Origin of the sequence: Kitasatospora sp. MAP5-34, from assembly GCF_029894335.1 — a bacterium.
Classification (GTDB): Bacteria; Actinomycetota; Actinomycetes; order Streptomycetales; family Streptomycetaceae; genus Kitasatospora.
Window position 1 is genome coordinate 212,747 of record NZ_JARXZC010000002.1, and the last position, 25,783, is coordinate 238,529.

Sequence of the window (25,783 nt, forward strand, 5' to 3'; positions counted from 1 at the left end):
GGGAGCGTCACGGCCTGTTCGGGGGCCACCATATCGGCCCGGTCCCAGGTGTGCGTAACGAGATCGTCAGGACCTCGGTCGGACGGACGCCCCCACGGCGTCCTCCGGTTCCCGTCGTCGCTCGGCTGACGGCGTGGCCGGCTGCGGGATCTGTGGCGCGGCCTGTGCTGTGGAACCCAGCCAGTGACCGACGAGTTCGCGGTAGAGCGGCGAGAGCACCTGTAGGTCGCCGTGCCGGGCGATGATGCCCCGGCCGGAGTCCAGCAGCAGCACCCGGTCGGCCCGTAGCGCGGAGCCGATCCGGTGCGCGATCACCACCAGCGTGCCCGGCCGGGCGGCGAACGCCTCCTCGACCCGCTCCTCGGCGGCGCCGTCCAGATGACAGGTCGCCTCGTCGAGCACCACCACGGGGGCGGGGGAGAGGTACGTCCGGACCAGGGCGATCAGCTGGCCCTCACCGGCCGACAGCGTCGCCGGATCCCGGATCACCCCGTCCGGCCCGCCGAGCCGCGCGACCAGCTCCGCCGCGCCCAGCAGTGCGACCACCTCGGTCAGCCGCTGCTCGCCCACCTCGGGATCGAGCCAGGTCAGATTGGACCGGACCGTGCCGGCGAAGACGTACGCCTCCTGCGGAACGAGCGCCAACTGCCTTGCGCGCAGCGGTCCATGGAGTTCGTGCGGCCGCACACCGCCGATCGACACCTCGCCCTGCTGCGGCGCGAGCAGACCTGCCAGCAGCGCGGCGAGCGTCGACTTGCCCACACCACTGGCGCCGACCACGGCCAGGTGCTCGCCAGCCGTCAGCTCCAGGTCGAAGCCGCTCAGTACGGGCTGCGCCGCCGGTCCGTGCGCGTGGTGCAGGCCGGTGACCCGTACGGCCGGTCCGCTCGCCGGTTGCGCGGGCCGGTCGGGCGCGGGTGTCGTCGGGGGGATGGCGGCCAACCGGTCGAGGACGACCGTGAGTTCCAGCACCCAGCCGCCGACCATCCCGGCCAGGGTCCGGACGGCCGGCTCCAGTTGCTGGAGCAGATAGGCCGCCACGCCGAGCACCTGCCCGACCGTCAGCCAGTGCCGGTGGACCAGCCAGGGCGCCGCCACGACCACGGCCAGCACAGGCAGCCGTCCGCCGAGCGCCACCGAGAGCGAGCGCAGCGCCGCCGCCCGACCGAGGGACCGAACCGCCTTACCCTGCACGTGAATTGTGGCAGCAACGGCGTCGCCGACACGCTGCTGCGAGCCGCAGGCCGAGATGTCGCGCAGCCCGGCGAAGGCCAGGCCGGTCTCCGCCGACACCTGCTCGTCGGCGAGCACCACGGCGCGTTGGCGCGCCACCAGCGGGCCGAGCAACCGGACGAAGAGCAGGCCGCCGGCCAGTAGCGGGGGGAGGACCAGGAGCAGTGCGACCGGCGCGAGCAGCGCGAGGCCGAGCAGGGCGGCCACCAGCGTCACCCCGACGCCGCGCAGGGTGCGCAGCAGGGTGGCGGTCAACTGCCGTGCTGACTCGACCTGTTCGGTCAGCCGGGCGACGGCCGCCGGGTCCGCTTCGGGCCGGGCGAGCGCGCCGCGTACCACCCGGACGACCAGGGCGTCGCGCAGCGGCTCCACCACGGCGGCGACGTGCGGGAAGGCTGCGCGGGCCGCGTACGCACGGACGGCGGCGGCTGCGCCGAGTGCGGCCAGCCAGAGGCAGCCGACGCCTGGCCGGTGGGCCAGGAAGCCCTGGTCCACGGCGGCCGAGATCAGCAGGCCGGAGAGCAGCGCGGGCAGCGCCTCCACCGCCGACCAGGACAGTACCCGGATCAACGGGGTCCGGGTCGAGTCGAGTTGCTGCCTGAGCAGCGTCCAGCCCGGTGTGTCGGGCGACTCGCGGTGGCGGCCCATCAGCGGTACTCCTGCACGTCAGCGGTACTCCTGCGCGGCGGCGGTGCCGACGAGGGCGGCCCGGTAGTCAGGTTCGGCGAGCAGCTCCGCGTGCGGGGCGAGCGCCCGCAGGCGGCCGGCGTCCAGCCAGGCGACCAGATCGGCCCGGGCCGCCGCCTGGGCGCGGTGGGCGACGATCAGCCTGGTCCGGCCCCGGGTCGAGTCGGCGAGCGCCTGGGTGACGTGGTGCTCGGTGGCCAGATCGAGGCTGGAGGTGGCGTCGTCGAGAATCATCACGCGCGGCTGCTGCGCCAACAGCCTTGCCAGGCCGAGGCGTTGCAGCTCGCCGCCGGACAGGCGCAGTTCGGCGGGCGGCGTCCGGTATCCGTCCGGCAGGCGGGCCAGGAAGCCGTCGGCATACGCGGCGCGGGCCTCCGCCGGACCGGCGCCCTCCAGCGACTCCGTGACGGTGGCGCCGACCAGGACCGGGCGCTCGAACGCGAAGCCCACGGCCCGGCGCAGCTCGGGGACGGTCAGCTCGTCCACCCGGACGCCGTCGACCAGGACGTACCCGGCGTCCGGTGCGCGGAGCCGCCCGGCCAGTGCCGCCAGCAGGGACTTCCCAGAGCCGGACCGGCCGACCAGGGCGACCGTGCGGCCACCGGGGACGGTGAGGTCGAGTGGGCCGAGCAGGACGTTCCCGCCGTCCCGGACCACGACCTCCCGGAAGACCAACTCGCCCGGGCCGTCCGGCAGAAGCCGGCAGCCGGGGCTCGGGGCCGGTACCGCGAGCGCCTCCGCCACCCGCAGCAGGCCGGACCTGGCGTGGGCGACCCCGGCCAGCGCCTCGACCTGTTCGAAGAAGCCCACCCCCAGCGCCGCCCACCCGGCGGCGGCCGCCAGGGCCCCGGGTGGCAGGACGCCGTCCGCCACCTGCCACCCGGCGGTGCCGAGCACGGCCAGCTCCACCACGGCCACCAGCAGCGTCGCCTGCCAGACCGTACGACGCTGGGTGGACCACAACGCGTGCCCGGCAGCGGAGAGTTCGGGCAGCGGGCCGAGCACCCGCGCGGCCTCCCGCTCCTCGGCGCCGGCCGCGTGGATGCTCCGCAGGCCGCCGAGTGCGCCGGTGAGCCGGGCGGCGAGCTCGGACTGGGCCTCCTGGTAGCGGGTGAACACCTGTCCGGCCTGCTGCAGGAACAGCCGGATCAGCACGATGCCGGGCAGCACCCCGGCGAAGAAGGCTGGCGCCAGCCAGGGCGAGAGCACGCCGAGCCCGACGACGGCGCCGAGCGAGGTCAACAGGGCGGTGAGAGCACCGAGTCGGGCCGGAAAGGCGCCGCCCGCGTCCGCCGCCGATCCGACCAGCCGGGAGGTCAGGTCCCCGCTCGGCAGGCCGTGCGGGGCGGGGCCGACCGCCAGTACGTGCCGCAGCAGCCGGGAGCGGAGCGCCACGGTGGCGTCGGCGGCGCAGCCGGGACCGGCGGCCGCGGCCAGCGCCCCGGCGGCCGCGCCGCCCAGCAGGACGACGCCGAGCAGCAGGCCGGGCGCGGTGGCGTTGCCGCCGAGTACGGCGTCGACCGCCCCGGCGACCGTGCCTGGCAGTGCGAGCGTCGCGGCCGCCTCGGCGGGGACGGCCAGGGCGAGGGCAAGGGTCGAGCCGCGCATGGTGCACCCCCTCGGTGGGGTCGGGAGTCTGGGGTGAGGTGGGTCGTTGAAGCGATGGGTGATGTGGGCGGGCCGTGCCACACCCGGCGATGGGTGTGGCACGGCCTGACTTGCCGGTCTGCCTGGCAGCAGCTACTAGCTGATGGTGAAGATCAGGCAGGTCAGGATCAGGCAGGTGTACTGGCAGCCGCCGCCCTGGCCGGTCAGCTCGACGGACTCGGTCTCCGGCAGCTCCTGCAGAGCCGCGAGGTCGGTCTCGAAGTCCATGATGTTCTGCATGATTGGGTCCTCCCCTTGATGTTCGTCGGCCGCACGGTGCGGACGACGGTTGTGCTGCCACATGTCACTCGGGTGTGGCGACTGCGGCGGAACCCCTCCGCCGCAGGTCTTGCTCCCGGGTCCGACGGCGGCTCGGCAGCTCGAGGGCTGCCGGCCGGCCGACCGGTCGGGAAGTCTCAGGTGGGCCTGCTGCCTCGGCAGGACTCAGCTGGGCGCAGGGCTCAGGTGGGTCTGCCGGTGCGCAGGAAGGCGGTCAGTACCTCGTGGAGGACGGCCGCACCCTCCTCGGCCAGCACCTCGTGCCCGGCTCCGGCGGCTTCCACGTAACGGAAGTCGGCGCCCTCGGTCCGGCCGAGCCGCAGCAACTCGTGCCGTAGTGAGCGGGATTGGCTCACCGGTACGACCTCGTCCCGGTCGCCGTGCACGACCAGCAGCGGAGCACGCAGCCGGTGCGCGAGTTGCAGCACGTCACGTGGGCCACGGGCGTCCTCGAGCGGCTGCGCCCCGCCGAGGCGGGTGGTCAGCGCCCGTACCGGTGCGGCGGCCTCGGCCAGCAGCCGGGCGCCGGACAGGAACGGTGCCACCACGGCGCACCGGCTGACCTGGTCGCCTGGCGCGTGGGCGGCGGCGAGCAGGGCGAGGAACGCGCCGTAGCTCACGCCGAACAGCGAAGGTGGTTCAAGTCCGAGCGCCGCCCGCTGACCTGACAGTCCATCAAGTATGTACAGAATGTCGGCGAGGTCCGGTCCGCCCCAGGCGCCGCGAATCGACATCGCGTGCTCGACGCCGTAACCCGTGCTGCCGCGCTGGTTGGGGGCCAGTACCGCCAGGCCCTCGGCCGCCATCCGTTGCAGCGCCGGGTCGAACTCCAGCCGCCAGGCGTCCGCCGGGCCGCCGTGCAGGGCGACCACCAGGTGCCGGGCGCTCAACCAGGCGTCGCCGCCGTACACCACGGCCTCGATCGGGCCCGCCGGGCCGGACAGCTCCAGGCTCTGGGCGGGGTGCCACTGGCTGCCGTCGGCCGGCGCTGCGCTGGCGTCGAGTCGCCAACCGGGCGGGGAGTAGCGGGAGAACTCGGCGGAGGAGCCGGTCGCGCCACTCGTGGCGGCCGGGCCGTGCGCGGGCACCGGCGTCAGCGGCGCGAGCTGGAGCGGCAGGGCCATCGGGCTGGGTGCCCCGGCAGGGCCGAGGCTCAGCAGGGTGTCCACCTCCAGGGTCGCGAGGGCCGCCGGATGGTCCGGTGCGGAGTACGGCATCCGCAGGCCGGTGGTGGACCAGTGGCCGACCGCGCCCAGCCGCCCGGGCGGCACCAGCAGCGGGTCGAGACGGCCCCAGCCGGGCGCCCAGACCGCGAGCGCCGAGGCGGCGCCGTGGTCGATCTGCAGAGCGACCCGGAGCGTTTCGGGCTCCGCCGGGGTGCCCGGCGACGGCGCGAGGGCGACCGGCCGCAGGAACATCCCCGGCACGTGCAGGCACTCCGGGAAGCGCAGCGGCTCCGCGCCGCCCAGCACGCCCCAGCCGAGCCGGTCCACGCCGGGGGCGTCGCTGCGGACCATGGCGAACCGGGTGTCCGGGTCGAACAGCACCAACCGGTCGTTGCTGCGCTCCGCTATCTCCAGCAGCGGCGTCACCCGGCCGAGGTCGAGATCGAAGGCGATCGACTTCACGACCCCTGAAGCGACCCGGTCCAGCGCGAGCAGCCTTCCGGTGTGGTCGAGCCAGACGCCACCGCCGTGCAGCCCGGGGAGTTCGGCGATCTGCCGAGGCTCCGAGCCGTCGGCGTAGACCAGCCAGGCCGTGGTGACCGGTTGGGTGTCGGTGCCGAGCGCGACGGCCACCGGCAGGTTGGCGGCCCGGGCGGAGCCGGGGATCGGCAGCAACCGCAGCCCGGGCATCCTGAGGGTGGCCAGCCGCTGCTCGGTGACGGGCGCGGCCAAGCCCTCGGAGCTGCCCGGGCCCGCCGCCAGGACCAGATCGTGCCGGTCGCCGTCATGGCGGCAGATCAGCACCCTTCCGTCCGGCAGTGACACCAGCTGTGAGCGCAGGCTCTCGGACCGGTTGCCGGGCAGCGGCAGCGCGGTCGGCCGGGCCGGGCCGTCCGCGTGCAGCCGCCAACTCTCCACGTACCAGCCGCCGTCGGCGCCCGCCGCCAGGCAGGCCGCGTGCGAGCCGTCGGTGGCGAAGGTGAAGCTCAGCCGGCGCAGCGCCTGGGCTGTGGTGCGGGTGGCGATGCTCATCGTGGGCTCACCTCCTGGGAGTTGGGATTTGGGGGATTGCTGGGACAGTTCGGGACGTGCGAACTCACTGCCGCTCCGGCACTGGCCCGGCGGCGAGTGAGTGCGGGTCGAGCCAGAGCCGGGGGCCGCCGTGGCGCAGCCGGAGCAGGAAGGCGAGCGCGCCGGAGGTGCCCGTGCCGTAGGCGGGTGTACAGCCGGTGCCGGTCTCGTCCGGGAGGATGAGCAGCCCGTCGCGGAGCGCCGCCCGGGATGCGATCAGCCCTGCCAACTCGCCTGCTCCGTCACGGAACCGGCTCTCGCCGGTGGCTTCCGCCAGGTCGAGCAGGTACTCGCCGTTGCCCGCCAGGCCGTGGCAGGCGCAGACCCCGCTGTGCCACCGGCTGTCGAGCACCGCCTGCCCGGCGGCGAGCGCCAGCTCGTACGCGTCGGTGTCGCCGGTCGACTGCCAGAGCCGGATCAGGAAGCTGCCGATACCGGACGAACCGCTGCACCAGTGCTGCAACTTGACGCTCTCCGGGTCGCTCGCGCTCTGCGGCCACCAGGCGCCCATCCCGGCCCCTGCGCCCGTCCCGGCCCCCGCGCCCGTCCCGTCGCCGTTGCCGTCGCGCCGGACGGTCGCGGCCAGCGTTGCGGCGGCCTGCCGGGCTCCGGCAAGGAACGCGTCCTTCCCGTCGGGTCCGGTGGCCGCCCCGGCAGGCGCTCCGGCGGTCGCGTCGGCTGCCGCCAGCAGGAAGGCGCCCACTCCCGCCACCCCGTGGCCGTACCCCAGATGGGTCGCCCCGGCGAGGCTGGAGTCGAAGTTCTTCGGTACCGGCCAGACCACCCCGTACGGCTCGTGCTGCGCGGCGCCGAGCAGGCCCCGGGCGCACTCGGCCGCCCGATCGAGGAACTCCGCCGACCCGGTGGAGCGGTACAGCCGCAGTTGCAGGAAGCCCGCGCCGGCCGCGCCGTGACAGATGTCGGGGTTGGGCCAGTGGAGTTGGACACGACGGGCCATCGTGACCGCCCGGGCGGCCAACTCCCGGTCGCCCAGTGCCTCGGCGGCGTCGAGCAGGGACCACGCGGTCCCGGAGCGCCCGAAGAGCAGACCGGGCAGTACCACCGGTTCGGCGGCGCAGCGCCGTTCGATCCACTCGGCGGCCGACCTGGCGGCCGACCGGGCGAGTTCGCGTTCCGGCTCGGGCAACGGCGCGGCGGCGGCGCGGGCCAGCAGGGCGAGTACTCCGGCCGCGCCGTGCTGGACGTTGCACGGGTCGGTGAGCCGGCCCGCCGGCGCGGTCGGCCAGAGCCGGTCGGACCGCTGCGGGGTCGCGCTGTCGGCCAGCTGACGCAGACCGTCGCGGAGCAGGCGGTCGATCGCGTCCGTCCGCCGGTCGACGCTCCGGGGCACCGCGTCCGCGATCACGACGTCGTCGGTCAACGCTTCGCGGACGTCGGCCAGGCTCCAGCGCCGTTCGGGCTCCTCGGCGCGCAGGGCGAGCACGAGCGGCGCCAGCCGCCGCGCGGTCGTGCCGCTACGGGCGGCCAACTCCAGCCAGCGGCCCAGCCGTTCGCCGACCGGGCGGGCCCGGGGCAGGTCCTCGGGGAGCAGCGGATCGTGTCCGGTGGCGAGCAGGAAGAGCAGGCCGCCCAGCGCGTATAGGTCGGCGCTGTACTCGGCCGGGGCGGTGGTGGTCGCCGGGCCCTGCTCGGGCGCGCGGTAACCGGGAGTGCCGGCCGAGCCCGCCGTACTGCCCGCCGGAGCGGCCAGTTCCAGGTCGATCAGCCGCAGGTCGACCCGCTGGCCGCCGTCGGGCCGGACCATCACATTGCCGGGGGACAGGTCACGCAGTACCAGGCCCTGGTCGTGCACCCGCTCGACCAGGTCGACCAGGGCGAGGGTCATCGGACCGGCCTCGGCCCAGTCGACGTCCGGCGTGCCGTCCCGCCGCAGCCGGGCCGCGACCCAGGTGCCCAGCGGCTGCCCGGGTATCCGCTCCTCCACCAGGAAGAGCGAGTCGCCCTGCTCGATCAGCTCGACGGGGTGCGGGGTGAGCTCCTGCCCGTCGAGCCGGGTCAGCAGCGCGGCCTCGTGGCGCAGGGCGGTGCGCGCCTCGGTGCCGGAGCGGTCCACCTCTATATGGGCGCGGGCCTGCTTGACCACGACCTCCGTCCCACTCCCGGTGTCCCGGCCGAGGAAGACACCACCCTTCGTGCTGTGCCGCACGGCGGCGGTCAGCGCGTACCGGCCACCCAGCAGCACGCCGCCCGTGCGGGGCTTGAGCGCGGATGCGCCTGAGCCCGACTCGGGTGCCGCGCCGGCCTGGGTCGACCCCCTCCCCTCGACGGGGTCGACCGCCCAGGGCGGACACCGGTAGCTCGCGGAGCGGACGTCCTCGACCCGGGCACCGTCCGGCCCGTGCAGCATCGAGCGGTACGCACCGTCGTTGCCGAGTTCGGCGCGGCCGGTGAACGCTCCGTAGCGGTAGTGGACCCGGCTGCCCGGCGCGTACGCCCGATCGGAGAGCACGGTCGGGCCGGGCAGGCCCTCGGTGGCGAGGTGCAGTTCCTCGGCGATCCGTCGGAACTGCACCTCGTCCGCCGGGTAGACGGTGATGAACTTCCCGGCCGAGCCGCGCTCGCTGTTCCGGGAGTTGATCTCGTGGAGCTTCTCCCGGTCGGCGGTGAACTTGAACGGGCACGGGTCGGCGGCGATGACCGTGGCGACCGCCGCGAGCACCTCCGACGCCGCCTCGGAGGCCGCACTGACGTGCAGCTTCCAGCCCTCCGCAGCCGGTGCGAGGTCCGGCTCTCCTGCCGTCTCCGGCGTGGCCGGCCGGACCGTGCACCAGAAGCCCTCGACGGTGAACCCCCACCCGTCGCCTCCCCGGACTCCGGCGCCGGCCATGGCCGCCCACGCCACCTCCACCAACGTGCCGTCCGCACCCGGCGCGTCGTCCACCGACCCCGGCCCCCCAGCCATGCGCAGTGGTGTGCCCGCCCCCATCTGCTTCACACCCCTTCGTGGCGTCGCCGTCGGTGCCCACTGCTGGGGCACCCCGGCTCGATCGGTCTTCGGAAGTACGGGAGCTGCCCCGGTCGCGTCCGCCGATCGGGCCCTCGACCGGCGCTCCGCGTGATCGGCGGGGCGCTGGGGCCCGGACAGGTTGGTCTCGGCAGAGCACCTTCTCGACCCCCCAGGTCGAGGCAACTCTCGTTCGCTCCACTGAAGTTACTTTCGGGACCGGTGTGGTTCAACGCACAACGAGTCACTTCACTCGTAAGGGTGATCTCGATTCGTTTTCGAATGCGCGAGACCCTCGGGGTGTGGGCGGGGCGCCCGTGGTGGAGGTGGTTCACGACGGTCCCCGGAGCCCGTCGAGCGCCTCCGCACGCCGGTTGACGAGCAGCTGTACGGCCCGGGCGGGGCCGGGCTGCGCAGTGTGGAGGCCCGTCCCGCTCGGTTCGCGCGGTAGTCTCAGCAGGTGCCGAATCTGTCCGACGTCATCAACGCGCTCGAAGAGCTCTACCCACCGAGGTGGGCGGAATCGTGGGATGCCGTCGGCCTGGTGTGCGGGGATCCCGACGCCCAGGTCAGCCGCGTCCTCTTCGCCGTCGACCCGGTCCGGACGGTGGTCGACGAAGCCGTCGAGTGGGGTGCCGACCTGGTGGTCACGCACCATCCGCTCTATCTGCGCGGCACCACCAGCGTTGCCGCGACCGGCTTCAAGGGCCGGGTGGTGCACAGCCTGATCCGGGCCGGGATCGCCCTGCACGTCGCGCACACCAACGCCGACCACGCCGATCCGGGTGTCTCCGACGCCCTCGCCGAGGCCGTCGGCCTGCGGGTCCTCGGACCGCTCATCGCGGACCCGACCGACCCGTCGGGGCGCCGGGGTACCGGCCGGATCGGCGTCCTCGAACCGCCGCTGACCCTCTCCGCCTTCGCCGCCCAGGTCGCCGCCGGGCTGCCCGCCACGGCGGCCGGTGTCCGGGTGGCCGGGGACGCGGACCGGTTGATCAGCCGGGTCGCGGTCTGCGGCGGCTCGGGCGACAGCTTCTTCGCCGAGGTACGGGCGGCCGGCGTCGACGCCTACGTCACCGCCGACCTGCGCCATCACCCGGCCTCGGAGGCCGCCGAGGCCGCCCCCGTCGCACTGCTGGACGCCGCGCACTGGGCCACCGAGTGGCCCTGGCTGGGGCTCGCCGCCGCCGGGCTCGGCGCGGCGGCCGACAAGCACGGGTGGCAGCTGGAGACCAGGATCTCGCATCTGGTCACCGACCCTTGGACCGCCCACGCGCCGATGACCCGCACCCCGCAGACCCCGCTGACCGCTACCTCCGGGGCCGACGACGGCCCTCGTAGTGAAGACGTGCCGCCGCGCAGATGAGCAGACGCAGCTGAGCGGCTGACCCGACGCCGCGCAGCTCTGCCGCCGCGCACCCCCTGAACCCGACCTGAACCTGACCGATTCACAGGAGCTCTCCGCTTGAACGCCGCGCCCGCAGACCAGATCCGCCTGCTCGACCTGCAGGCCATCGACTCCCGCCTCGACCAGCTGGCCCACCGGCGCCGCAGCCTGCCCGAGCACGCCGAGATCGACAAGGCCAACGCCGACCACACCGCCCTGACCTCGCTGGTCGTGGCCGCCCAGGCCCAGCTCGGCGACACCACCCGCGAGCTGGCCAAGGCCGAGGGTGACGTCGAGCAGGTCCGCGCCCGGACCGCCCGCAACCAGCAGCGCCTGGACTCCGGCGCCGTCGGCTCCCCGCGTGACCTGGAGAACCTCCAGCACGAGGTCGGGTCGCTGGCCAAGCGCCAGAGCGACCTGGAGGACGTGGTCCTGGAGATCATGGAGCGGATGGAGTCCGCCCAGACCCGGGTCACCGAGCTGACGGCCCGTCTGGACCACTCCACCGTCGTCCTCAAGGAGGCCGAGGCGCGCCGCGAGGCCGCCTTCGCCGAGATCGACGCCGATGCCGAGAAGGTCAAGCGGGACCGTGAGGCCGTCGCCACCGTCATCCCGGCCGACCTGCTGAAGCTCTACATCCGCCTGCGCGAGCAGCAGGGCGGCGTGGGCGCGGCCCGCCTGTACCAGCGTCGCTGCGAGGGCTGCCGGGTCGAGTTCGCCGTCTCCGACCTGAACGCCATCAAGGCCGAGCCCAAGGACGCGGTCGTGCGCTGCGACAACTGCGGGCGCATCCTGGTCCGCACCGCCGAGTCGGGCGCCTGACCCGATGGCCGGTCGGAGGTTCATCGTCGAGGCTGACGGCGGCTCCCGGGGCAACCCGGGGCCGGCCGGCTACGGAGCGGTCGTCCGCGACAGTGACACCGGGCAGATCATCGCCGAGACCGCCGAGTTCATCGGCCACGCCACCAACAACGTGGCGGAGTACAAGGGCCTGATCGCGGGCCTGCGGGCGGCGCGTGAGCTGGACCCGGACGCGGGCGTCGACGTCCGGATGGACTCCAAACTGGTCGTGGAGCAGATGTCCGGGCGCTGGAAGATCAAGCACCCCGACATGCAGCCGCTGGCCGCCGAGGCCCGTACCGTCCTGCCGCGCTCCCAAGTCACCTACACCTGGATCCCGCGCGAGCGGAACAAGGACGCGGACCGGCTGGCCAACGAGGCGATGGACGCGGGCAAGGCCGGCCGGCCGTGGGAGCCCAAGCAGCGGCGGGTGGCCGGGCTGGTTGCCGCCTCCGCCGCCTCCGCCGCCTCCGCCGTCCTCGTCGAGGAGGCCCTGCCCGCTCCGGCTGCGCCCAAGGCGGGGTGGGCCGGGCCGGCCGACCTGGGGACGCCCACCACGTTCGTCCTGCTCCGGCACGGGGAGACGCCGCTGACGCCGGAGAAGCGTTTCTCCGGGAGCGGCGGCAGCGATCCGGCACTCTCCGAGAAGGGGCTCTGGCAGGCGGCGCGGGCCGCCGAGGAGCTGGCCGCGCGTGGCACCATCCAGGCCGTCGTCAGCTCGCCGATGCAGCGGACCCGGCAGACCGCCGAGGCGGTGGCGACACGGCTCCGACTCGACGTACGGCTCGAGGAGGGGCTGCGTGAGCTGGACTTCGGCGACTGGGAGGGGCTGACCTTCGCCGAGACGCAGGAGCGCTACCCGGAGGACCTCGCCGCCTGGCTGGGGTCGGCGAAGGCGAAGCCGACGGGGGGCAGCGAGAGCTTCACCACCCTCACCCACCGGGTGGGCGTCGCCCGCGACAAGCTGTTGGCCCGGTACTCGGGGAAGACGGTGCTGGTGGTCTCGCACGTCAGCCCGATCAAGACGCTGGTACGCCTGGCGCTGGGTGCCCCGCCGGACTCGATGTACCGGATGGAGCTGTCGGCGGCGTCCTTCTGTGCGGTCCAGTACTACGCGGACGGGAACGCCTCGCTGCGGCTGCTCAACGACACGAGCCACTTGCGCTGACGGGTGCGGGTGCGGGTGCGGGTGACGGTGACTGCTGACGGGTGGGCGATGGCGGCGGGCTGGAGTCTCCCGGCCCGCCGCCGGATGACGGATCTCAACTGACCGACGTCAACTGACCGACATCGACTATCAGATATCAGCTGACAGATTTCAGATTCTGTCAGTGACCTCCGTCACCACCACATCCAACATCCAAGGCTTACGCGCAGACCCCTCCGCCGACACCTCGACGCGGTAGTTCAGCTCCAGCAGCACATCCACCAGCTCACCCGGCGATCCCGGCTCCGCACCCGCGATCAGCAGATCCCGGACCAGCCGCCCCTTGGTCGCCTTGTTGAAGTGGCTCACCACCGAGCGCTTCAGCACCCCGTCCACCTCGCGCTCCTGCAGCACCCGCACGGTCGCCGTCCGCGCCGCCACCTCACCCGCAGGCTTCCAGGCCGCCGCGTACGCGGAACTCCGCAGATCGAGCACCAGCCCGTCCGCGACGCCCGGCAGCTCCTCTGCCAGCTCCCGCCGCCAGTACGCGCCCAGCGCACCCACCGGCGGCAGCTTCACCCCCATCGAGCAGCGGTACGGCGGAATCCGGTCCCCGATCCGCACCGCGCCCCACAGCCCGGAGAACACCAGCAGCGAGCGCTCCGCCCGCTGGTAGGCCGCCTCGTCCAGCTTGGCCAGCCCGAGCGCGTCGAACAGCACCCCGGTGTAGACCTCGCCCGCCGGCAGCGCCCCCGCCGTCCGCAGCCCGGTATTACGGGTGATCTCGCCGCGCAGCCCCTGGCTCAGCCCGAGCACCTGCTGCGCCGCGTCCGCATCCCCGGAGCAGAGCTCGACCAGCGCGTCCAACACGGCCGCCCGCGCTCCGGCCAGCCCGGGCAGGGAGAGCTCGTCGAGCGCCAGCGGCACCCCGGCCCCGGAAGCAGCCTTCCCCTCCGACGGCGGCAGCAGGACCAGCACAGCGGACTCCTCAACACTTTGTGGCAGCGGACCCTGCCACCTTACTGACCTACGCGCCCCTTACTCACCCCCCGTCTCACGCACCTGAGCGGCGGAGCCGCCGACTCCGTCGACTCCGCCCGGACCAACACCCGGATCAACACCCGGATCACCGGATCAACGCTCGGCTCACCCTGGCGGACCAGGCCACCCGTACGCGTACGGTCCGCTCCGTCCCGGCCCCGAACCTCGTTCGCCTCAGGAGCCCGCCGCGTCCTCCGGCGGGTTCTCCGGCCTGCCTTCCCGCGGGTTCCCCGGCTGCTCCTGCCGCCTGCGGCGGTCCCGTCGGCCGAGCAGTACACCGGCGAGGACGAGGACGATCCCCAGCGCAGCTCCGAGGGCCGGCAGTGTGCTGCCGTAGAGCTCGATGGCCTTGCGGCCCTTCTGGGCGTCGTGCACGGCGGCCTGCACCGACTGCGGCGTCTGCTGGTAGGTGGCGTCGATCACCGGCAGCAGCTCGATGAAGGCCCCGCCGTTCGGGTTCTTGACCCCGGCCGCGCGCTGCTGGGAGCGGTTGACGTCGATCACGACGCCGGTCTCCGGTTCGACCCAGAAGGTGTCGTTCTCCTGCTGGGTGTACGAGATCGGCACCGGGTCGCCGAGCGTCGGGAGCAGCGCGGTGAGCTGCAGCTTGGCCGCAGGGGTGAGCGGGCCGAGCTGGGCGACGAGCTTCAGCAGGCTCTGCGGCAGGGCCTTGGGCAGCGGGGCCAGCACCTGGGAGTCGGTGATCGGCGCGGGAGCGGCAGTGACCTGGTAGACGTACGCAGTCAGGCCGGCGTGGTTCTCCGAGTGGCTGAAGGCCACCGGCGTGGTGGCCGCCGTCTCCGGCACCCAGCCGGTGTACGTCTGCTTCTTCGCGTGGATGGGCCAGCTGACCGTCAGCCCCTGGGCGTCGATCACGGACCAGCTGCTCGGGTGCTTGGCGGCGGGCTCCAGGGAGCGGCGGTCGAGCGCGTACTGCCAGGTGGTCTTCTCGATGGTCGTCCCGGCCGCGCCGGTGGTACGGGCGTCACTGACCAGGGCGGTGTCACCCGAGGTCTGCTCCACCTTGACGCGCCGGTCGACGGTCAGCGGCACGTTCTGCTTCAGCGCGGCGACCAGGTTGCCCTGCGCCACCGCCTGCGGGTCGAGCAGGGTCTTGAACGTGCCTGCGTAGGAGCGCTGGGTGTTGGTGTCGTCGGGCAGCCGGGCCACGTAGTTCGGTGTGACGAAGAACGCGGTGACGGCGGCGGCCGCGATCAGGATCACGCCGACGACGACCGCGCCGGTGTGAAGGACCTTCGCTCCTTGCATGGGCTGGCCCCTTTGCTGCTCTGGATGTCCGCCGGACGACTGCCGGACGACTGCCGAATGTCTGCCGGATGTCTGCTGGTCGGTACGTCTGGGACTGTTCGCTGACTGTTCTTTGCGGAGCTCTGTCGAGTGCTCAGTTCCGCATGCATCCCCGGCGGTCGCGCACCTGACAGCCGCGCGGGGCCGAACGGCCGCAGGAGTTCAGCCGTCCGGAGGCGGTCGCCGTCGCCGCAGGACGCAGCGGTAGGGTGCAATACGTGGTGGCATCGGTACTTACCCAGGAAGTCCAAGCTTCGCCCGGCCGTCGGCGGAGGCTGCTGATCCTGGCGATCTGCTGCCTCAGCCTGTTCATCGTCGGGCTCGACAACACCGTGGTGAACATCGCGCTGCCGTCGATCCAGCGGGATCTCCACGCCCCCGCCTCCGGGCTGCAGTGGATCATCGACGCCTACACCCTGGTGCTCGCGTCCCTGCTGATGCTCTCGGGCTCGGTCGCCGACCGGCTCGGCCGCAAGCGGGTGTTCCAGACGGGTCTGCTGCTCTTCGTGCTCGGCTCGCTGCTCTGCAGCCTCGCGCCCAACCTGGAGTTGCTGGTCGCCTTCCGCGCGCTGCAGGCGGTGGGCGGGTCGATGCTGAACCCGGTCGCGATGTCGATCATCACCAACACCTTCACCGAACCGCGCGAGCGGGCCCAGGCGATCGGCGTCTGGGGCGGCGTGGTCGGCCTCAGCATGGCGCTCGGTCCGCTGATCGGCGGCTTCCTGGTCGATGTGGCGGGGTGGCCGTCGATCTTCCTGATAAACATCCCGGTCGGCCTGGTCGCCTGTGCGCTGACGTTCCGCTACGTGCCCGAGTCGCGGGCCCCCAGGCCCCGGCGGCTGGATCCGGTCGGGCAGGTCCTGATCGTGCTGCTGCTCGGCTCGGGCACCGCCGTCATCATCGAGGGCCCGGGACGCGGGTGGACCTCGCCGGTGATCCTGTTGCTCGGCGCCCTCGCGCTGCTGGCCCTCCTCCTGCTGCCCTGGTGGGAGCGCCGGATCGCCGAACCCCTCATCGACCTGCGGTTCTTCCGCAGCGTCCCGTTCAGCGGTGCCACCGTCACGGCCGTCTGCGCGTTCTCGGCGCTCGGCGGATTCCTCTTCCTGAACGCCCTCTACCTGCAGGACGTCCGGCACTACAGCCCGGTCGAGGCCGGGCTCTGGACCCTGCCCATGGCCGCCATGACGCTGGTCAGCGCGCCCTTCTCCGGGCGGATCGTCGGCCGCCGCGGGCCACGGCTGCCACTCCTGGTCGCGGGCACGGCGCTGGCGGCGAGCGGGCTCCTGCTCACCCGGCTCGCGACCGACTCGCCGACGGCACTGCTGCTGCTCGCGTACGCGCTGTTCGGGCTCGGCTTCGGGATGGTGAACGCACCGATCACCAACTCCGCCGTCTCCGGCATGCCCAGCGCCCAGGCGGGTGTGGCCGCCGCCGTGGCCTCGACGAGCCGTCAGGTCGGCCAGTCGCTCGGCGTCGCGGTGATCGGCACCGTCGTCACCACCGCCATAGTCGGGCCGTTCACCACCGGCTTCGCGGTCGCCAGCCACGTCGGCTGGTGGATCGTGACCGGGCTCGGACTGGTCATCCTGCTGCTCGGGCTGGTCACCACCACACCGTGGGCCGCCCGGACGGCCGCCGAGGTCGCCACCCGGCTCGACCCGGAGCGCAGCCGTCGGCCCGTCGGGTAGCCCGCGCCGTTCGCGGCGGCCGGTACGGGTACGGGGCGGCCCCGCCGAGCGGCTACGATGACCAGTACGGCGGACGAGCCGGCCGGGCGGTCGCGTCGGGTCCCTTCTGGGGCCCGCCGAGGAACGTCCGGGCTCCACAGAGCAGGGTGGTGGGTAACGCCCACCCGGGGTGACCCGCGGGACAGTGCCACAGAGAACAGACCGCCTGCGGCTCCGGCCGCAGGTAAGGGTGAAACGGTGGTGTAAGAGACCACCAGCGACCGAGGTGACTCGGCCGGCTAGGTAAACCCCACCCGGAGCAAGGTCAAGATCGGTGCCCTCGGGCACCGTGCGCGGATGATCGAGGGCTGCTCGCCCGAGTCCGCGGGTAGACCGCACGAGGCTGTCGGCAACGGCAGCCCTAGATGGATGGCCGCCTCCCCGAAGGCCGCAAGGCCGAGGGAGACAGAACCCGGCGTATAAGGCCGACTCGTCCGTCGTACTGGGCCCGACCTGCGGAAACGCTGGTCGGGCCTTCCTTTTGGAGCGACGGCCTGGGTGCCGGCGCCGGTCGCTGCCGGGCGACCGGTGGCCTGATCATCGGACAACTGTCACTTACCGTTGACTGCCGACTACGATTCTCACCGTCAGCACCGGTGCAGAGGACGGAGTTTCGGCATGCCCGACAGTCAGCTCCCGAGGCGTTACGCCATGGTCGGCGTCGACGGGTCGCTCGCCTTCACGACCGGCACCTGGCGGGAGATGCGGGCCGCCGTGGCCGAGGGGCTCGGGGCCGAGGGGGAGAGCGGTGCCGAGATGATCTCGCAGTACAGCCCGCTGAACGTGTACTACTTCGCGCCGTACGACCGCGCGGACGAAGGCCGCATGAACAAGGTGGCCAACGGCGTGTACTTCGAACTCAGTGATCCGAAGCGCTACGAGCTCCCGGCGGGTGACGAGGCCGACGACCTGCCGGAGCCGACCGGGCGGGTCATCAAGATGCACGGCCCGGTCGCCTTCTACTCCACGCGGGGTGACCTCGACGAGGACGAGATCGAGGCGATCCGCGAAGCGCACAAGGCCGTCTTCGGCCGCCTCGGCCGGCGAGGGTGGATCTAGACCGTCCGGGACGGGTGGTCGCTGCGCCTCGGCGGTTCAGAAAAGGACGATCAGCTCCGACTCCTCCTGTGGGAGGGGGAGTTGGAAGTCGAGTGCGTCAAGTTCGACCGGGCGGAGGCTTGCGGAGCAGGACACCAACTCCTCGCGGCGGGTGCCGTCATGGGGTGCGTCATGTCGGCTCAGTCGCCACTGGCCGGGGCCGCCGCCGGGGAGGGCGGCGATGTTTCGCTTGCAGGTACCGCATGTAGTCCTGGGCATCTTCACGGTGTCCAGCATGAGGCCCGGGGCTGACAGTCGCGGCCGGATCGGGTGGTCCGGAGCGGGCCGGGTCGGTGCCTTGCTCTTCCGGGGGTGGAGGGGGCAAGGCACCGGGATGCCGTCCGCTGGTTCAGTTGGGTCGGAGCCACTGGCCCCAGTGCGTCGGGATGTCCAGGTCACGGCAGCAGGGGCGGGTGCAGTCCTGCTGGTCGTCCTCCGGGTCGATCACGAAGGTGTCGGTGCCGGCGATTGTTCTGGGGATCTTGTCGCGGTCCATCGTTTTCCCTCCGAGTTGGCAGGGACTGACACTACCTTGGGTGACTGGTCGTGTACACGGCGGATTTGTGAAGGTCGAATGGAGACGCCTCGGTGCCGTTGATGCTCCTGTCCTGGCCCGAGCACGCCGCAGAGCCGGTCGGGGCCGGTCGGGGCTGGTCAGGGTCGGTCGGCCGCCAGTGCCTGAAGTGCCGCCACCGCGCGCTCCGCGTCGTCGGCCGCGACGAAGAGGTGGTCGTGGTGGAAACCGGCCACCACGTTGCAGCTGATGCCGATCTCGGCGAGGCAGGTGGCTACGGCTGCGGTCAGGCCGACGGCTTCCAGGGCCGAGTGGATCTCGAGGGTGATCCAGGCGGCCACGTACTCGTACCGCAGGCCGAGGGAGTCGGCCTCCTCCTGCGCGACCACCACGGTCGGGCCCTCCGCCTCGGTGACCGTCACCACCGGGCGCAGCCCGGCCGGGATCCTGGCGGGGAGGGTGCAGTACACGTACCGCCCGGGATTGAGGACGGGGTGCATTTCGCTGAGCAGCTTCTGGAGGTCTCGTTCGCCGGCCATGGCGGTCACGTTAGCCCGCGCGGCGCGCGAGCCGTGGGCCGACGCGCTGTCCGTTCGCGTCGAAGGCCGACCGTTCGCGCCGGGGATCGACCGCGCAGGTCAGCGGTCTGACAGGGAATCAGGAGAGACCAGTGGGCGTCTCCGGCTCGGGGCTTCGGGCGGGCGGCGGTCTCATCGGGCGCGCCGCTAAGTGTCTGTCGTGCGCGGCTGGCTCGTCGGGATCCGCTGGGTGAAGAACAGCGCGAGGAGAGCGGTGAGGGCGAGGATGGCCAGCGCGGCGCGCAGGCCGTCGAGTCTGGCTGCGGCGTTCGCGTCCAGTGCGGCCTGGGACACCTGGGGGCTCGCGCCCGCGTTGTTGAGGGCGGTCTTGAGCTGGGCGTCCGACAAGAAGGGCGCGCCGCCTTGGAGTTGGACGGTCGCTTGGCTCTTGACCTGGGTCGGGATTGCCAGATTCTGCGTGATGGCGGTCAGGAACGACGTCGTCAGCGTGGCGATCAGGATCGATCCGGCCAGTGCGGTACCGATCGAGGCGCCGAGGTTGGTGACGGCGTTCTGGATGCCGCCGACCTCCGCGCTCTTCTCGTCCGGGACGGCGGACACGGTGACCGCCCCGAGCTGGGACGCCAGCGCGCCCATGCCCAGCCCGATCAGCAGCAGCGGGATGGTGACGATCGACGCGTCCGCGCCTGCGTCGAGCGCACCCAGCAGGACCAGCGCACCCGCCAGCAGGAAGAGGATCCCGAGCCGCACCACCCGCCTCGGCGAGACGTCCGGGACGAGGCGCGGAATCAGGATCGCGGCGGCCAGCAGTGTCAGCGACAGCGGCAGAATGCGGGTGCCGGTCGCGAGTGCGGACAGACCGAGTGCGACCGACAGGTACAGCGGTACGACGAAGAACACGCCCATCTGCACCAGGTACTGGAAGAAGAACATCGTCAGGCCGCCGGTGAGCTGCCGGTTCCGCAACAGTCCCGGGTCCACCAGTGGCTCCCGGTGCTGCTCCACGAGGCGGGCCTCCCAGCGCAGGAAGAGCCAGATCAGGAGCAGGCCCGCCAGCATCAGCCACACCACCAGCGAGATGCCGAGCCAGGCGGGTGCGTCGGGCTTCGGCCGGAACCAGCCCCAGGTGTCCGAACGCAGTACGCCGAAGACGAAGATTCCGAGCCCGAGGGCGGAGAGCACCGCACCCAGCAGGTCGAGGTGCGCGCGTCGGTCGGTCGGGGCGTCCGCGATGCGGCGGGCGAGGACCAGGATGCCCAGGACGATCGCGACCTCGCCGGCGAAGACCCAGCGCCAGGAGAAGTACGTGGTGGCGACGCCTCCGATGATCGGGCCGACCGCGATCGCAGCGGCCCCTGCGGCAGCGACCAGTCCGTAGGCGGCGGGTCGGCGTTCCACCGTGAAGTTACCGGCGACCAGCGCCACGATGGCGGGCAGGATGAGCGCCGCGCCGACCCCTTCGAGGAACGACCAACCGAGCAGCAGCATGGGCAGGTTCGGGGCGAGCGCCGTCGTCAGCGAACCGCAGCCGTAGATGCCGCAGCCGGTCACGAACGCGCGCTTGCGGCCGATGAGCGCGCCGATTTTGCCGCCGGGGATCATGAGCATCGCCATCACGAGTGTGTAGGCCGTGATCGCGCCCTGGATCCCGCTCACTGTCGTGCCCACGTCGTGGGCCACCGTCGCGATCGAGACGTTCATGACCGAGCTGTCGAGCGCCATCAGGAACTGTCCGGCGGCGAGTGTCATCAGGACCGGTCCCGCCGCTGCCGGTCTCTTGGGAGTGCCTGTCCTGGATGCCATGGGCGCATCGTCCCAGCCGCCCCGGAGAGCCGATCCGCGACGCGCCACGGATGTCAGCCAGTTGCGGGGCCTTCTGGTCGCTGAGCGCGCTCAGCGCTGAGCGCGGCGGAAGCCGCCCGGGGTGCGGCCGGTCTCGCGGGCGAAGAACTTGCCGAAGTTGGTGGCCTCGGTGAAGCCGAGCGCGCGGCCGATCGCGGCCACGGGCAGGTCGGTGTGGGCAAGCAGCCGCTGCGCCTGCAGGGCGACGCGGGCGTCGGCGAGCTGCTTGGCGCTGCGGCCGGTAGCGGCCAGGCACGCGCGGGTCAGGGTTCGGGGGGAGTAGCCGAGCCGCGCGGCGTAGTCCTCGATGGCGCGGGTGGTGGCGAAGGAGCGTTCCAGCTCGCGTCGGAAGGCGAGGTGGACCTGGGCGCCGGGCGTGGCGGGGGCGGGGGCGGCCGGCCGGGTCCGGGAGGCGCGCCACGCGGATCAGCAGCGCACCGAGGAGTTGGCGCAGCAACGCTCCGGTCAGCTCGACGTCGGTGTCGGCGGGTCGTGTCGGGTCAGGGGTCCGCTCGTCCCGCAGCGCCCGGTATTCCGCGTCCAGCTCCGTCACGGCGCGGTCGAAAGCGCCGAACTCGTCGGGCGGCAGGTGCCATGCGACCGGGCCGAACCCGTCGAGCACCGCGCGCGTCGCGGGCAGGGGGACGGGTCAGTCGGAGAGGGCCTGGTCGTACTCGTACCGCCAGCGCGAGCGGCCCTTGGCGTCGTACTCCTTGGCCCGGCGGTAGATCAGTGTGGTGCTGGGCACGTCGCCGTGGGCGGGGACCGGCACCCGGTAGATCTTCGGCACGCTGTTGAACGGGCTCAGCATGATGGGCAGTACCTTGCCGTCCAGCGGGCCGCCGATGAATTCCGTCTCTGCGCTTCTCACCGGCCCAGCGTAAACCTCTGCGGCGATGGCGAACCGGCGAGGTGAGCGGGGTGTGTGAAGGCGGTGTGACCGGCGCAGCACCGCCCCCGGTCAAGAGGACCCCGTCCGCACCCTTATCCTGCTCTGTACGCCCCCGGGGTTCTCCCGGGCAAGCGGGCCCCGTACGGGCCGGTTGGGCGCGCATCGGTGCGCCCGCCCGCCGAGCTTCAACTCTCGTACTCCGTAACGTGACCCCGGGCGTCGGCCGTCCGGCGACCCCGGCTCCGGCCCGTGGCGGACGCGTCGGACCGAGTCGGACCCGGGAAGCAACGGGCCGGCCAGGACGTTGCGTCGGATGTTGCGTCGGTTGCTGTGCCGTACCGGGCACGGTAGGTCACAGCAGGTGCGGAAGGGGCCCGATGGAAGCCAGCAGTAGGTGGACGACCTGGTGGCAGCGGCGTGACCGGCGGCGGGTCGGACCCGCGACCGGTGCGGACGCGGCCGTCCGGCTGGATCTGCTGCTCGGCGCGGTGAGGGCGGGCTTCCCCGTGGCGCCCGCCGCGCACCCGGCCGGTCACCGATGTTCCTGCGACCGGGTCGGCTGTCCGGCCCCCGCCCAGCATCCGGTCTCCTTCGCCTGGCAGTCCCAGGCGACGACCGACCCCGAGCAGCTGGCCCACTGGCTCTCGCGGGACTCGCAGGCGAACTTCGTCACCGCCACCGGCCGGGCCCACGACGTCCTCGACGTGCCCGCCGAGGCCGGACGCCTGGCACTGGAGCGGCTCGACCTGCTCGGCGTGGGCGGCCCGGTCGCGGCCGTCGGCGAGGAGCGCTACCTCTTCTTCACGGCCACCAAGGGCACCCCCGCCGACGAGGACGAGTGGTGGCCGAGCGTGCTGGACAGCACCCCGGACACCATGTCCGAGCACCCCGGCCTGCGTTGGCACTGCCGTGGCTCGTACACCCTGGTGCCGCCGGCCGCGTTGCCGGACGGCTCCGAGGTGCGGTGGCTGCGCGGGCCCGAGCAGCCGTTGCCCGACGCGTTGCGTGTGCTGGATGTCCTGACGGACGCGTGCACCGAGACCGGCGCGGTCGCTGAGGAGCAGTGGCTCATCGGGTAGGGCTTCGCCGACAGGTACCCGGATTTCTGGAACAGGGGCGTGGGGAGCTGAGCTTGATCGGAAGGTGACGGTCTGTTGCCTTCCGGGTTTCGCGCAGTTCCCCGCGCCCCTTGTGGTTGCCCCGATCAGGGAAGCGTGAGGACCTCCGCGCCGTCGGCCGTGACGACGAGGGTGTGCTCGAACTGGGCGGTGCGCTTGCGGTCCTTGGTGACGACCGTCCAGCCGTCCGCCCAGATCTCGTAGTCGTACGTGCCGAGGGTGAGCATCGGCTCGATGGTGAAGGTCATCCCGGGCTTGATCACTTCGGTGGCCCGGTCGCTGTCGTAGTGCGGGATGATCAGACCGGAGTGGAACGACGTGTTGATCCCGTGCCCGGTGAAGTCGCGGACCACGCCGTAGTCGAAGCGCTTGGCGTACGACTCGATGACCCGGCCGATCACGTTGATCTGCCGACCCGGCTTGACCGCCTTGATCGCCCGGTTGAGTGACTCGCGCGTCCGCTCGACCAGCAGCCGGGACTCCTCGTCCACGTCGCCGCACAGGTAGGTCGCGTTCAGGTCGCCGTGCACGCCGTGGATGAAGGCGGTCGCGTCGATGTTGACGATGTCGCCGTCCTGAAGGACCGTCGAGTCCGGGATGCCGTGGCAGATCACCTCGTTGACGGAGGTGCAGATCGACTTGGGGAAGCCCCGGTAGCCGAGGTCCGACGGGTACGCGCCGTGGTCGCACATGTACTCGTGGGCGACCACGTCGAGTTCGTCGGTGGTGACCCCCGGTGCGATCAGCTTCGCGGCCTCCGCCATCGCCTGCGCGGCGATCCGGCTGGCGATCCGCATCTTCTCGATCGTCTCGGTGGTCTGCACCTCGGGCCCGGTGTACGGGGTCGGCGCGGGCCTGCCGACGTACTCCGGGCGTGCGATGTGCGCGGGGACCTTGCGGATGGGGGACTGGATGCCGGGTACGAGAGCCATGACGGCGAGTCTATCGGCCGGGTGCCACGGGCCCGGCTGTGTGTGCGAGAGGGTCGGCGGGAATGATCCTCGACGAAGCAACCGGACGAACAGGAGACTCAGCCATGCCACTGGGATTCGGCCGCAAGCCCACCGGACAGCCGGGCGAGTGGTTCTACTGCATCAAGCACGGCAAGGTCGAGGAGGGCCCGGAGTGCCCGGCCAAGGACCGCCTCGGCCCGTACGCCACCCGGGAGGAGGCCGGCCACGCGCTGGAGATCGCCGCCGAGCGCAACCGGGAGTGGAAGAAGCAGGACGAGGCGGCCGACCAGCAGGAGGACTGACCTGGAGTCAGCCCAGGGCTCCGAGGCCTCAGGCGGCCAGCGCGGCGGTGGCCTCGCGGCCGGCGCGGACGGCGGCGGCGTTCGGGTCGGTGCGGTCGTCGTAGGCCAGCAGCCGGGGGAGCGCGGCGGTCAGGCCCAGCACGCCGACCACGCAGGCCAGGCCGCCGGCCCAGACCGAGCCCCGGACACCGATCAGGCCTGCCATGCCGCCGGCCCGGACCTGGCCCAGCTGCGGGCCGACCGAGTAGCTGAGCAGCTCGACGCCGGCCAGCCGGCCGCGCAGCTCGTCCGGGATGGACTGGTTCCACATGGTGGAACGGGCGATGCCGCTGATCTGGTCGGCGCCCCCGGCCAGGGCGAGGCAGAGCAGCACCGGCCAGATGGAGCCGGCCAGCCCGGCCAGCGCCATCGCCGCGCCCCAGCCGAGTGCGGAGACCACCAGCATCCGGCCGTGCCGGTGGATCCGGGACGTCCACCCGCTGGTCGCCGAGACCGCCAGCGCGCCGACCGCCGAGGCCCCGTACATCAGGCCGAGCGCCCAGTCGGCGTGCAGGTCGCTCGCCAGGAACGGGAAGATCGCGACCGGGAACGCGAAGAGCATCGCGCAGGTGTCGATGGCGTACGTGCCGAGCAGGTCCCGTCGGCTCCAGGCGTACTTCACGCCGGTGACGATCGCCCGTAGCGAGGGCTTCTCGGCGCCGGTGGCCGGCGGCACGGCGCGCATCCGGGCGAGCAGCAGCAGCGAGACGGCGAAGGTGGTGACGTCCAGCGCGTACGCCGTCCGGACGCCCGCCAGTGCCACGATGACACCGGCGAGGGCCGGGCCGGCCACCGAAGCGGCGTTGCGGTAGAGGGAGTTGAGGGCGAACGCGGCGGTCAGTTGATCGTGCGCGACGATCCGTGGGGTGAGCGAGTCCAGCGCCGGGCGCTGGAGCCCGTCGACGGCGGCGACCAGACCCGCGACCAGGTAGATCGGCCAGAGCAGTGGAGTCGGCAGCAGCGCGTTGACCAGCAGCAGCCCGGAGAGCAGACCGAGCCCGGCCTCCGAGAGCAGCACCAGCTTCCGGCGGTCCAGCGCGTCGGCGAGCGCGCCGCCCCACAGGCCGAAGACGATCAGCGGGAGCAGCTCGACCGCCCCGACCAGGCCGACGGCCAGCGAGGAGCCGGTCAGCTGCTTGATCTGCAGCGGCACCGCGACATACGTCAGGAAGCTGCCGAAGGCGGAGACGCACCCCGAACTCCAGAGCAGGCGGAAGTCCCGCGAGGAGCGCCAGGGCGTCAGATCGGGGCGGATCTGACGGAACAGCGCGCGCAGTCGTGGCTGTCGCTCGGGATCAGGAGGTTCGGAAGTCATCGGAGGGAATCCTCCGCCGAGTGTCCGTTCCGGGCAATCGAATTACGAGGTCAGGCACGGAGGCGGTTACCAGCGGGCTGCCGTCGGGGCGGCGAGCCGCTGGGCGAGGCGGGCCAGCCGGGAGCGGGTGGTCGGGGTGGCCCCGGCGGCGGTGCTGACCAGGTGCTGGACCAGGTCGAAGGGCTCCTCCCCGGCGCCCGGCACCGCCAGCCGCTCGTGGGCCAGGCCCGCCAACTCCCGGTCGCCGGTGTCGAGGGCGAGGACGGTGGCGCCGCCCCGGCGGGCGTCGTGCACCCGTTCCAGCAGCGGCGCCCCGGCGGCAGCTGGCGCCACCACCAGGACGGTCACGCCGCGCCGGACCTCCGTCAGCCGTCCGAGACCGTACGAGAGGTGCGCCGGGGCGCCCTCCGGTACCTGATGGCGCAACAGGGTGGGGGCCAGCCGGGGGACTCCCGACCAGAGCGCCTCGTCGTCCAGGTGCGCGGCGAGGTGCCAGGGCTCGTACGATTCGGTGCCGACCAGCAGCAGGCCGCCGGCGGTGCGGCGGCTGACCTCGTGCCGCAGCGCGCCCGCGAACAGCCCGGCCGACTCCAGCCAGCCGCTGCCGGTCAGGGACTGGCGTAGTGCTGAAACTCTCACGGCGTCCATGCCGATCAGGATGGAGCCGCCACCC

Annotated in this window: 23 protein-coding genes and 1 other RNA gene; 8 read left to right on the forward strand and 16 right to left on the reverse strand. The window is 72.7% G+C overall.

The genetic code is table 11. The features are described from left to right. Nucleotides 1-66: 66 nt before the first annotated feature. The 5 genes from P3T29_RS02945 to lanL all read right to left on the reverse strand — a co-directional run bounded on the left by P3T29_RS02945 (nucleotide 67) and on the right by lanL (nucleotide 9,006). The gene (locus P3T29_RS02945; RefSeq protein ID WP_280714626.1) at nucleotides 67-1,881 is read right to left on the reverse strand and encodes an ABC transporter ATP-binding protein; all 1,815 of its coding nucleotides are present in this window, start codon (nucleotides 1,879-1,881) and stop codon (nucleotides 67-69) included. A gap of 18 nt (nucleotides 1,882-1,899) precedes the next feature. Beyond that, on the reverse strand, nucleotides 1,900-3,528 hold the full coding sequence (locus tag P3T29_RS02950; RefSeq protein ID WP_280714627.1) for an ABC transporter ATP-binding protein: 1,629 nt from the start codon (nucleotides 3,526-3,528) through the stop codon (nucleotides 1,900-1,902). A gap of 135 nt (nucleotides 3,529-3,663) precedes the next feature. After that, a complete protein-coding gene (locus tag P3T29_RS02955; RefSeq protein WP_280714628.1) occupies nucleotides 3,664-3,807 on the reverse strand; it encodes a VenA family class IV lanthipeptide in 144 nt (47 codons plus the stop codon). Between the two features lie 221 nt (nucleotides 3,808-4,028). Further along, complete coding sequence (locus P3T29_RS02960) at nucleotides 4,029-6,044, reverse strand: alpha/beta fold hydrolase (protein ID WP_280714629.1); 2,016 nt, start codon at nucleotides 6,042-6,044, stop codon at nucleotides 4,029-4,031. Between the two features lie 64 nt (nucleotides 6,045-6,108). Then, nucleotides 6,109-9,006, reverse strand: coding sequence for a class IV lanthionine synthetase LanL (gene lanL, locus P3T29_RS02965; protein ID WP_280714630.1), 2,898 nt, complete (start codon nucleotides 9,004-9,006; stop codon nucleotides 6,109-6,111). Nucleotides 9,007-9,508: 502 nt separating this feature from the next. Here lanL and P3T29_RS02970 point away from each other — a divergent pair. From P3T29_RS02970 to P3T29_RS02980, 3 genes are all read left to right on the forward strand, one after another. Beyond that, the gene (locus P3T29_RS02970; protein ID WP_280714631.1) at nucleotides 9,509-10,414 is read left to right on the forward strand and encodes a Nif3-like dinuclear metal center hexameric protein; all 906 of its coding nucleotides are present in this window, start codon (nucleotides 9,509-9,511) and stop codon (nucleotides 10,412-10,414) included. A gap of 99 nt (nucleotides 10,415-10,513) precedes the next feature. Next, the gene (locus P3T29_RS02975; RefSeq protein ID WP_280714632.1) at nucleotides 10,514-11,257 is read left to right on the forward strand and encodes a C4-type zinc ribbon domain-containing protein; all 744 of its coding nucleotides are present in this window, start codon (nucleotides 10,514-10,516) and stop codon (nucleotides 11,255-11,257) included. Nucleotides 11,258-11,261: 4 nt separating this feature from the next. Next, the gene (locus tag P3T29_RS02980; RefSeq protein ID WP_280714633.1) at nucleotides 11,262-12,443 is read left to right on the forward strand and encodes a bifunctional RNase H/acid phosphatase; all 1,182 of its coding nucleotides are present in this window, start codon (nucleotides 11,262-11,264) and stop codon (nucleotides 12,441-12,443) included. 150 nt (nucleotides 12,444-12,593) lie between these two features. On the opposite strand, the gene yaaA is transcribed toward P3T29_RS02980, so the two are convergent. Continuing rightward, nucleotides 12,594-13,400: a peroxide stress protein YaaA gene (gene yaaA / locus P3T29_RS02985; protein ID WP_280714634.1), complete on the reverse strand. Its 807-nt coding sequence runs from the start codon at nucleotides 13,398-13,400 to the stop codon at nucleotides 12,594-12,596. A 237-nt stretch (nucleotides 13,401-13,637) separates the two neighbouring features. Further along, complete coding sequence (locus tag P3T29_RS02990) at nucleotides 13,638-14,732, reverse strand: porin PorA family protein (RefSeq protein WP_280714635.1); 1,095 nt, start codon at nucleotides 14,730-14,732, stop codon at nucleotides 13,638-13,640. A gap of 260 nt (nucleotides 14,733-14,992) precedes the next feature. On the opposite strand from P3T29_RS02990, the gene P3T29_RS02995 reads away from it, so the two are divergent. From P3T29_RS02995 to P3T29_RS03005, 3 genes are all read left to right on the forward strand, one after another. Beyond that, entirely contained in the window at nucleotides 14,993-16,459 is a 1,467-nt protein-coding gene (locus tag P3T29_RS02995; RefSeq protein ID WP_280714636.1) for an MFS transporter, read from the forward strand. Between the two features lie 74 nt (nucleotides 16,460-16,533). Continuing rightward, an RNA gene (gene rnpB, locus P3T29_RS03000) (RNase P RNA component class A) lies at nucleotides 16,534-16,935 on the forward strand. Nucleotides 16,936-17,116: 181 nt separating this feature from the next. Beyond that, the gene (locus P3T29_RS03005; RefSeq protein ID WP_280714637.1) at nucleotides 17,117-17,557 is read left to right on the forward strand and encodes a hypothetical protein; all 441 of its coding nucleotides are present in this window, start codon (nucleotides 17,117-17,119) and stop codon (nucleotides 17,555-17,557) included. Nucleotides 17,558-17,593: 36 nt separating this feature from the next. On the opposite strand, the gene P3T29_RS03010 is transcribed toward P3T29_RS03005, so the two are convergent. From P3T29_RS03010 to P3T29_RS03035, 6 genes are all read right to left on the reverse strand, one after another. After that, nucleotides 17,594-17,815, reverse strand: coding sequence for a hypothetical protein (locus tag P3T29_RS03010; protein WP_280714638.1), 222 nt, complete (start codon nucleotides 17,813-17,815; stop codon nucleotides 17,594-17,596). A gap of 130 nt (nucleotides 17,816-17,945) precedes the next feature. Beyond that, a complete protein-coding gene (locus P3T29_RS03015; protein WP_280714639.1) occupies nucleotides 17,946-18,092 on the reverse strand; it encodes a hypothetical protein in 147 nt (48 codons plus the stop codon). A gap of 158 nt (nucleotides 18,093-18,250) precedes the next feature. Continuing rightward, nucleotides 18,251-18,649 carry an ACT domain-containing protein gene (locus P3T29_RS03020; RefSeq protein WP_280714640.1) on the reverse strand — a complete coding sequence of 133 codons (399 nt, stop codon included), beginning with the start codon at nucleotides 18,647-18,649 and terminating at the stop codon, nucleotides 18,251-18,253. A 186-nt stretch (nucleotides 18,650-18,835) separates the two neighbouring features. After that, entirely contained in the window at nucleotides 18,836-20,452 is a 1,617-nt protein-coding gene (locus tag P3T29_RS03025) for an MFS transporter (RefSeq protein WP_280714641.1), read from the reverse strand. 90 nt (nucleotides 20,453-20,542) lie between these two features. Further along, nucleotides 20,543-20,830, reverse strand: coding sequence for a helix-turn-helix transcriptional regulator (locus tag P3T29_RS03030; protein ID WP_348532788.1), 288 nt, complete (start codon nucleotides 20,828-20,830; stop codon nucleotides 20,543-20,545). A gap of 310 nt (nucleotides 20,831-21,140) precedes the next feature. After that, complete coding sequence (locus tag P3T29_RS03035) at nucleotides 21,141-21,362, reverse strand: hypothetical protein (RefSeq protein WP_280714642.1); 222 nt, start codon at nucleotides 21,360-21,362, stop codon at nucleotides 21,141-21,143. Between the two features lie 398 nt (nucleotides 21,363-21,760). Between P3T29_RS03035 and P3T29_RS03040 the strand changes: the two genes are divergently transcribed. Next, nucleotides 21,761-22,462, forward strand: coding sequence for a bifunctional DNA primase/polymerase (locus P3T29_RS03040; protein WP_280714643.1), 702 nt, complete (start codon nucleotides 21,761-21,763; stop codon nucleotides 22,460-22,462). Nucleotides 22,463-22,587: 125 nt separating this feature from the next. Here P3T29_RS03040 and map read toward each other — a convergent pair whose 3' ends face one another. After that, entirely contained in the window at nucleotides 22,588-23,433 is an 846-nt protein-coding gene (gene map / locus P3T29_RS03045) for a type I methionyl aminopeptidase (protein WP_280714644.1), read from the reverse strand. Nucleotides 23,434-23,537: 104 nt separating this feature from the next. On the opposite strand from map, the gene P3T29_RS03050 reads away from it, so the two are divergent. Beyond that, nucleotides 23,538-23,756 carry a hypothetical protein gene (locus P3T29_RS03050; protein ID WP_280714645.1) on the forward strand — a complete coding sequence of 73 codons (219 nt, stop codon included), beginning with the start codon at nucleotides 23,538-23,540 and terminating at the stop codon, nucleotides 23,754-23,756. 28 nt (nucleotides 23,757-23,784) lie between these two features. Here the strand turns inward: P3T29_RS03050 and P3T29_RS03055 are convergent, their stop codons facing one another. Beyond that, nucleotides 23,785-25,110: an MFS transporter gene (locus tag P3T29_RS03055; RefSeq protein ID WP_280714646.1), complete on the reverse strand. Its 1,326-nt coding sequence runs from the start codon at nucleotides 25,108-25,110 to the stop codon at nucleotides 23,785-23,787. A 66-nt stretch (nucleotides 25,111-25,176) separates the two neighbouring features. Beyond that, nucleotides 25,177-25,758 (reverse strand): hypothetical protein, encoded by a 582-nt coding sequence (locus P3T29_RS03060; RefSeq protein ID WP_280714647.1) that lies wholly within the window; start codon nucleotides 25,756-25,758, stop codon nucleotides 25,177-25,179. Nucleotides 25,759-25,783: the final 25 nt, after the last annotated feature.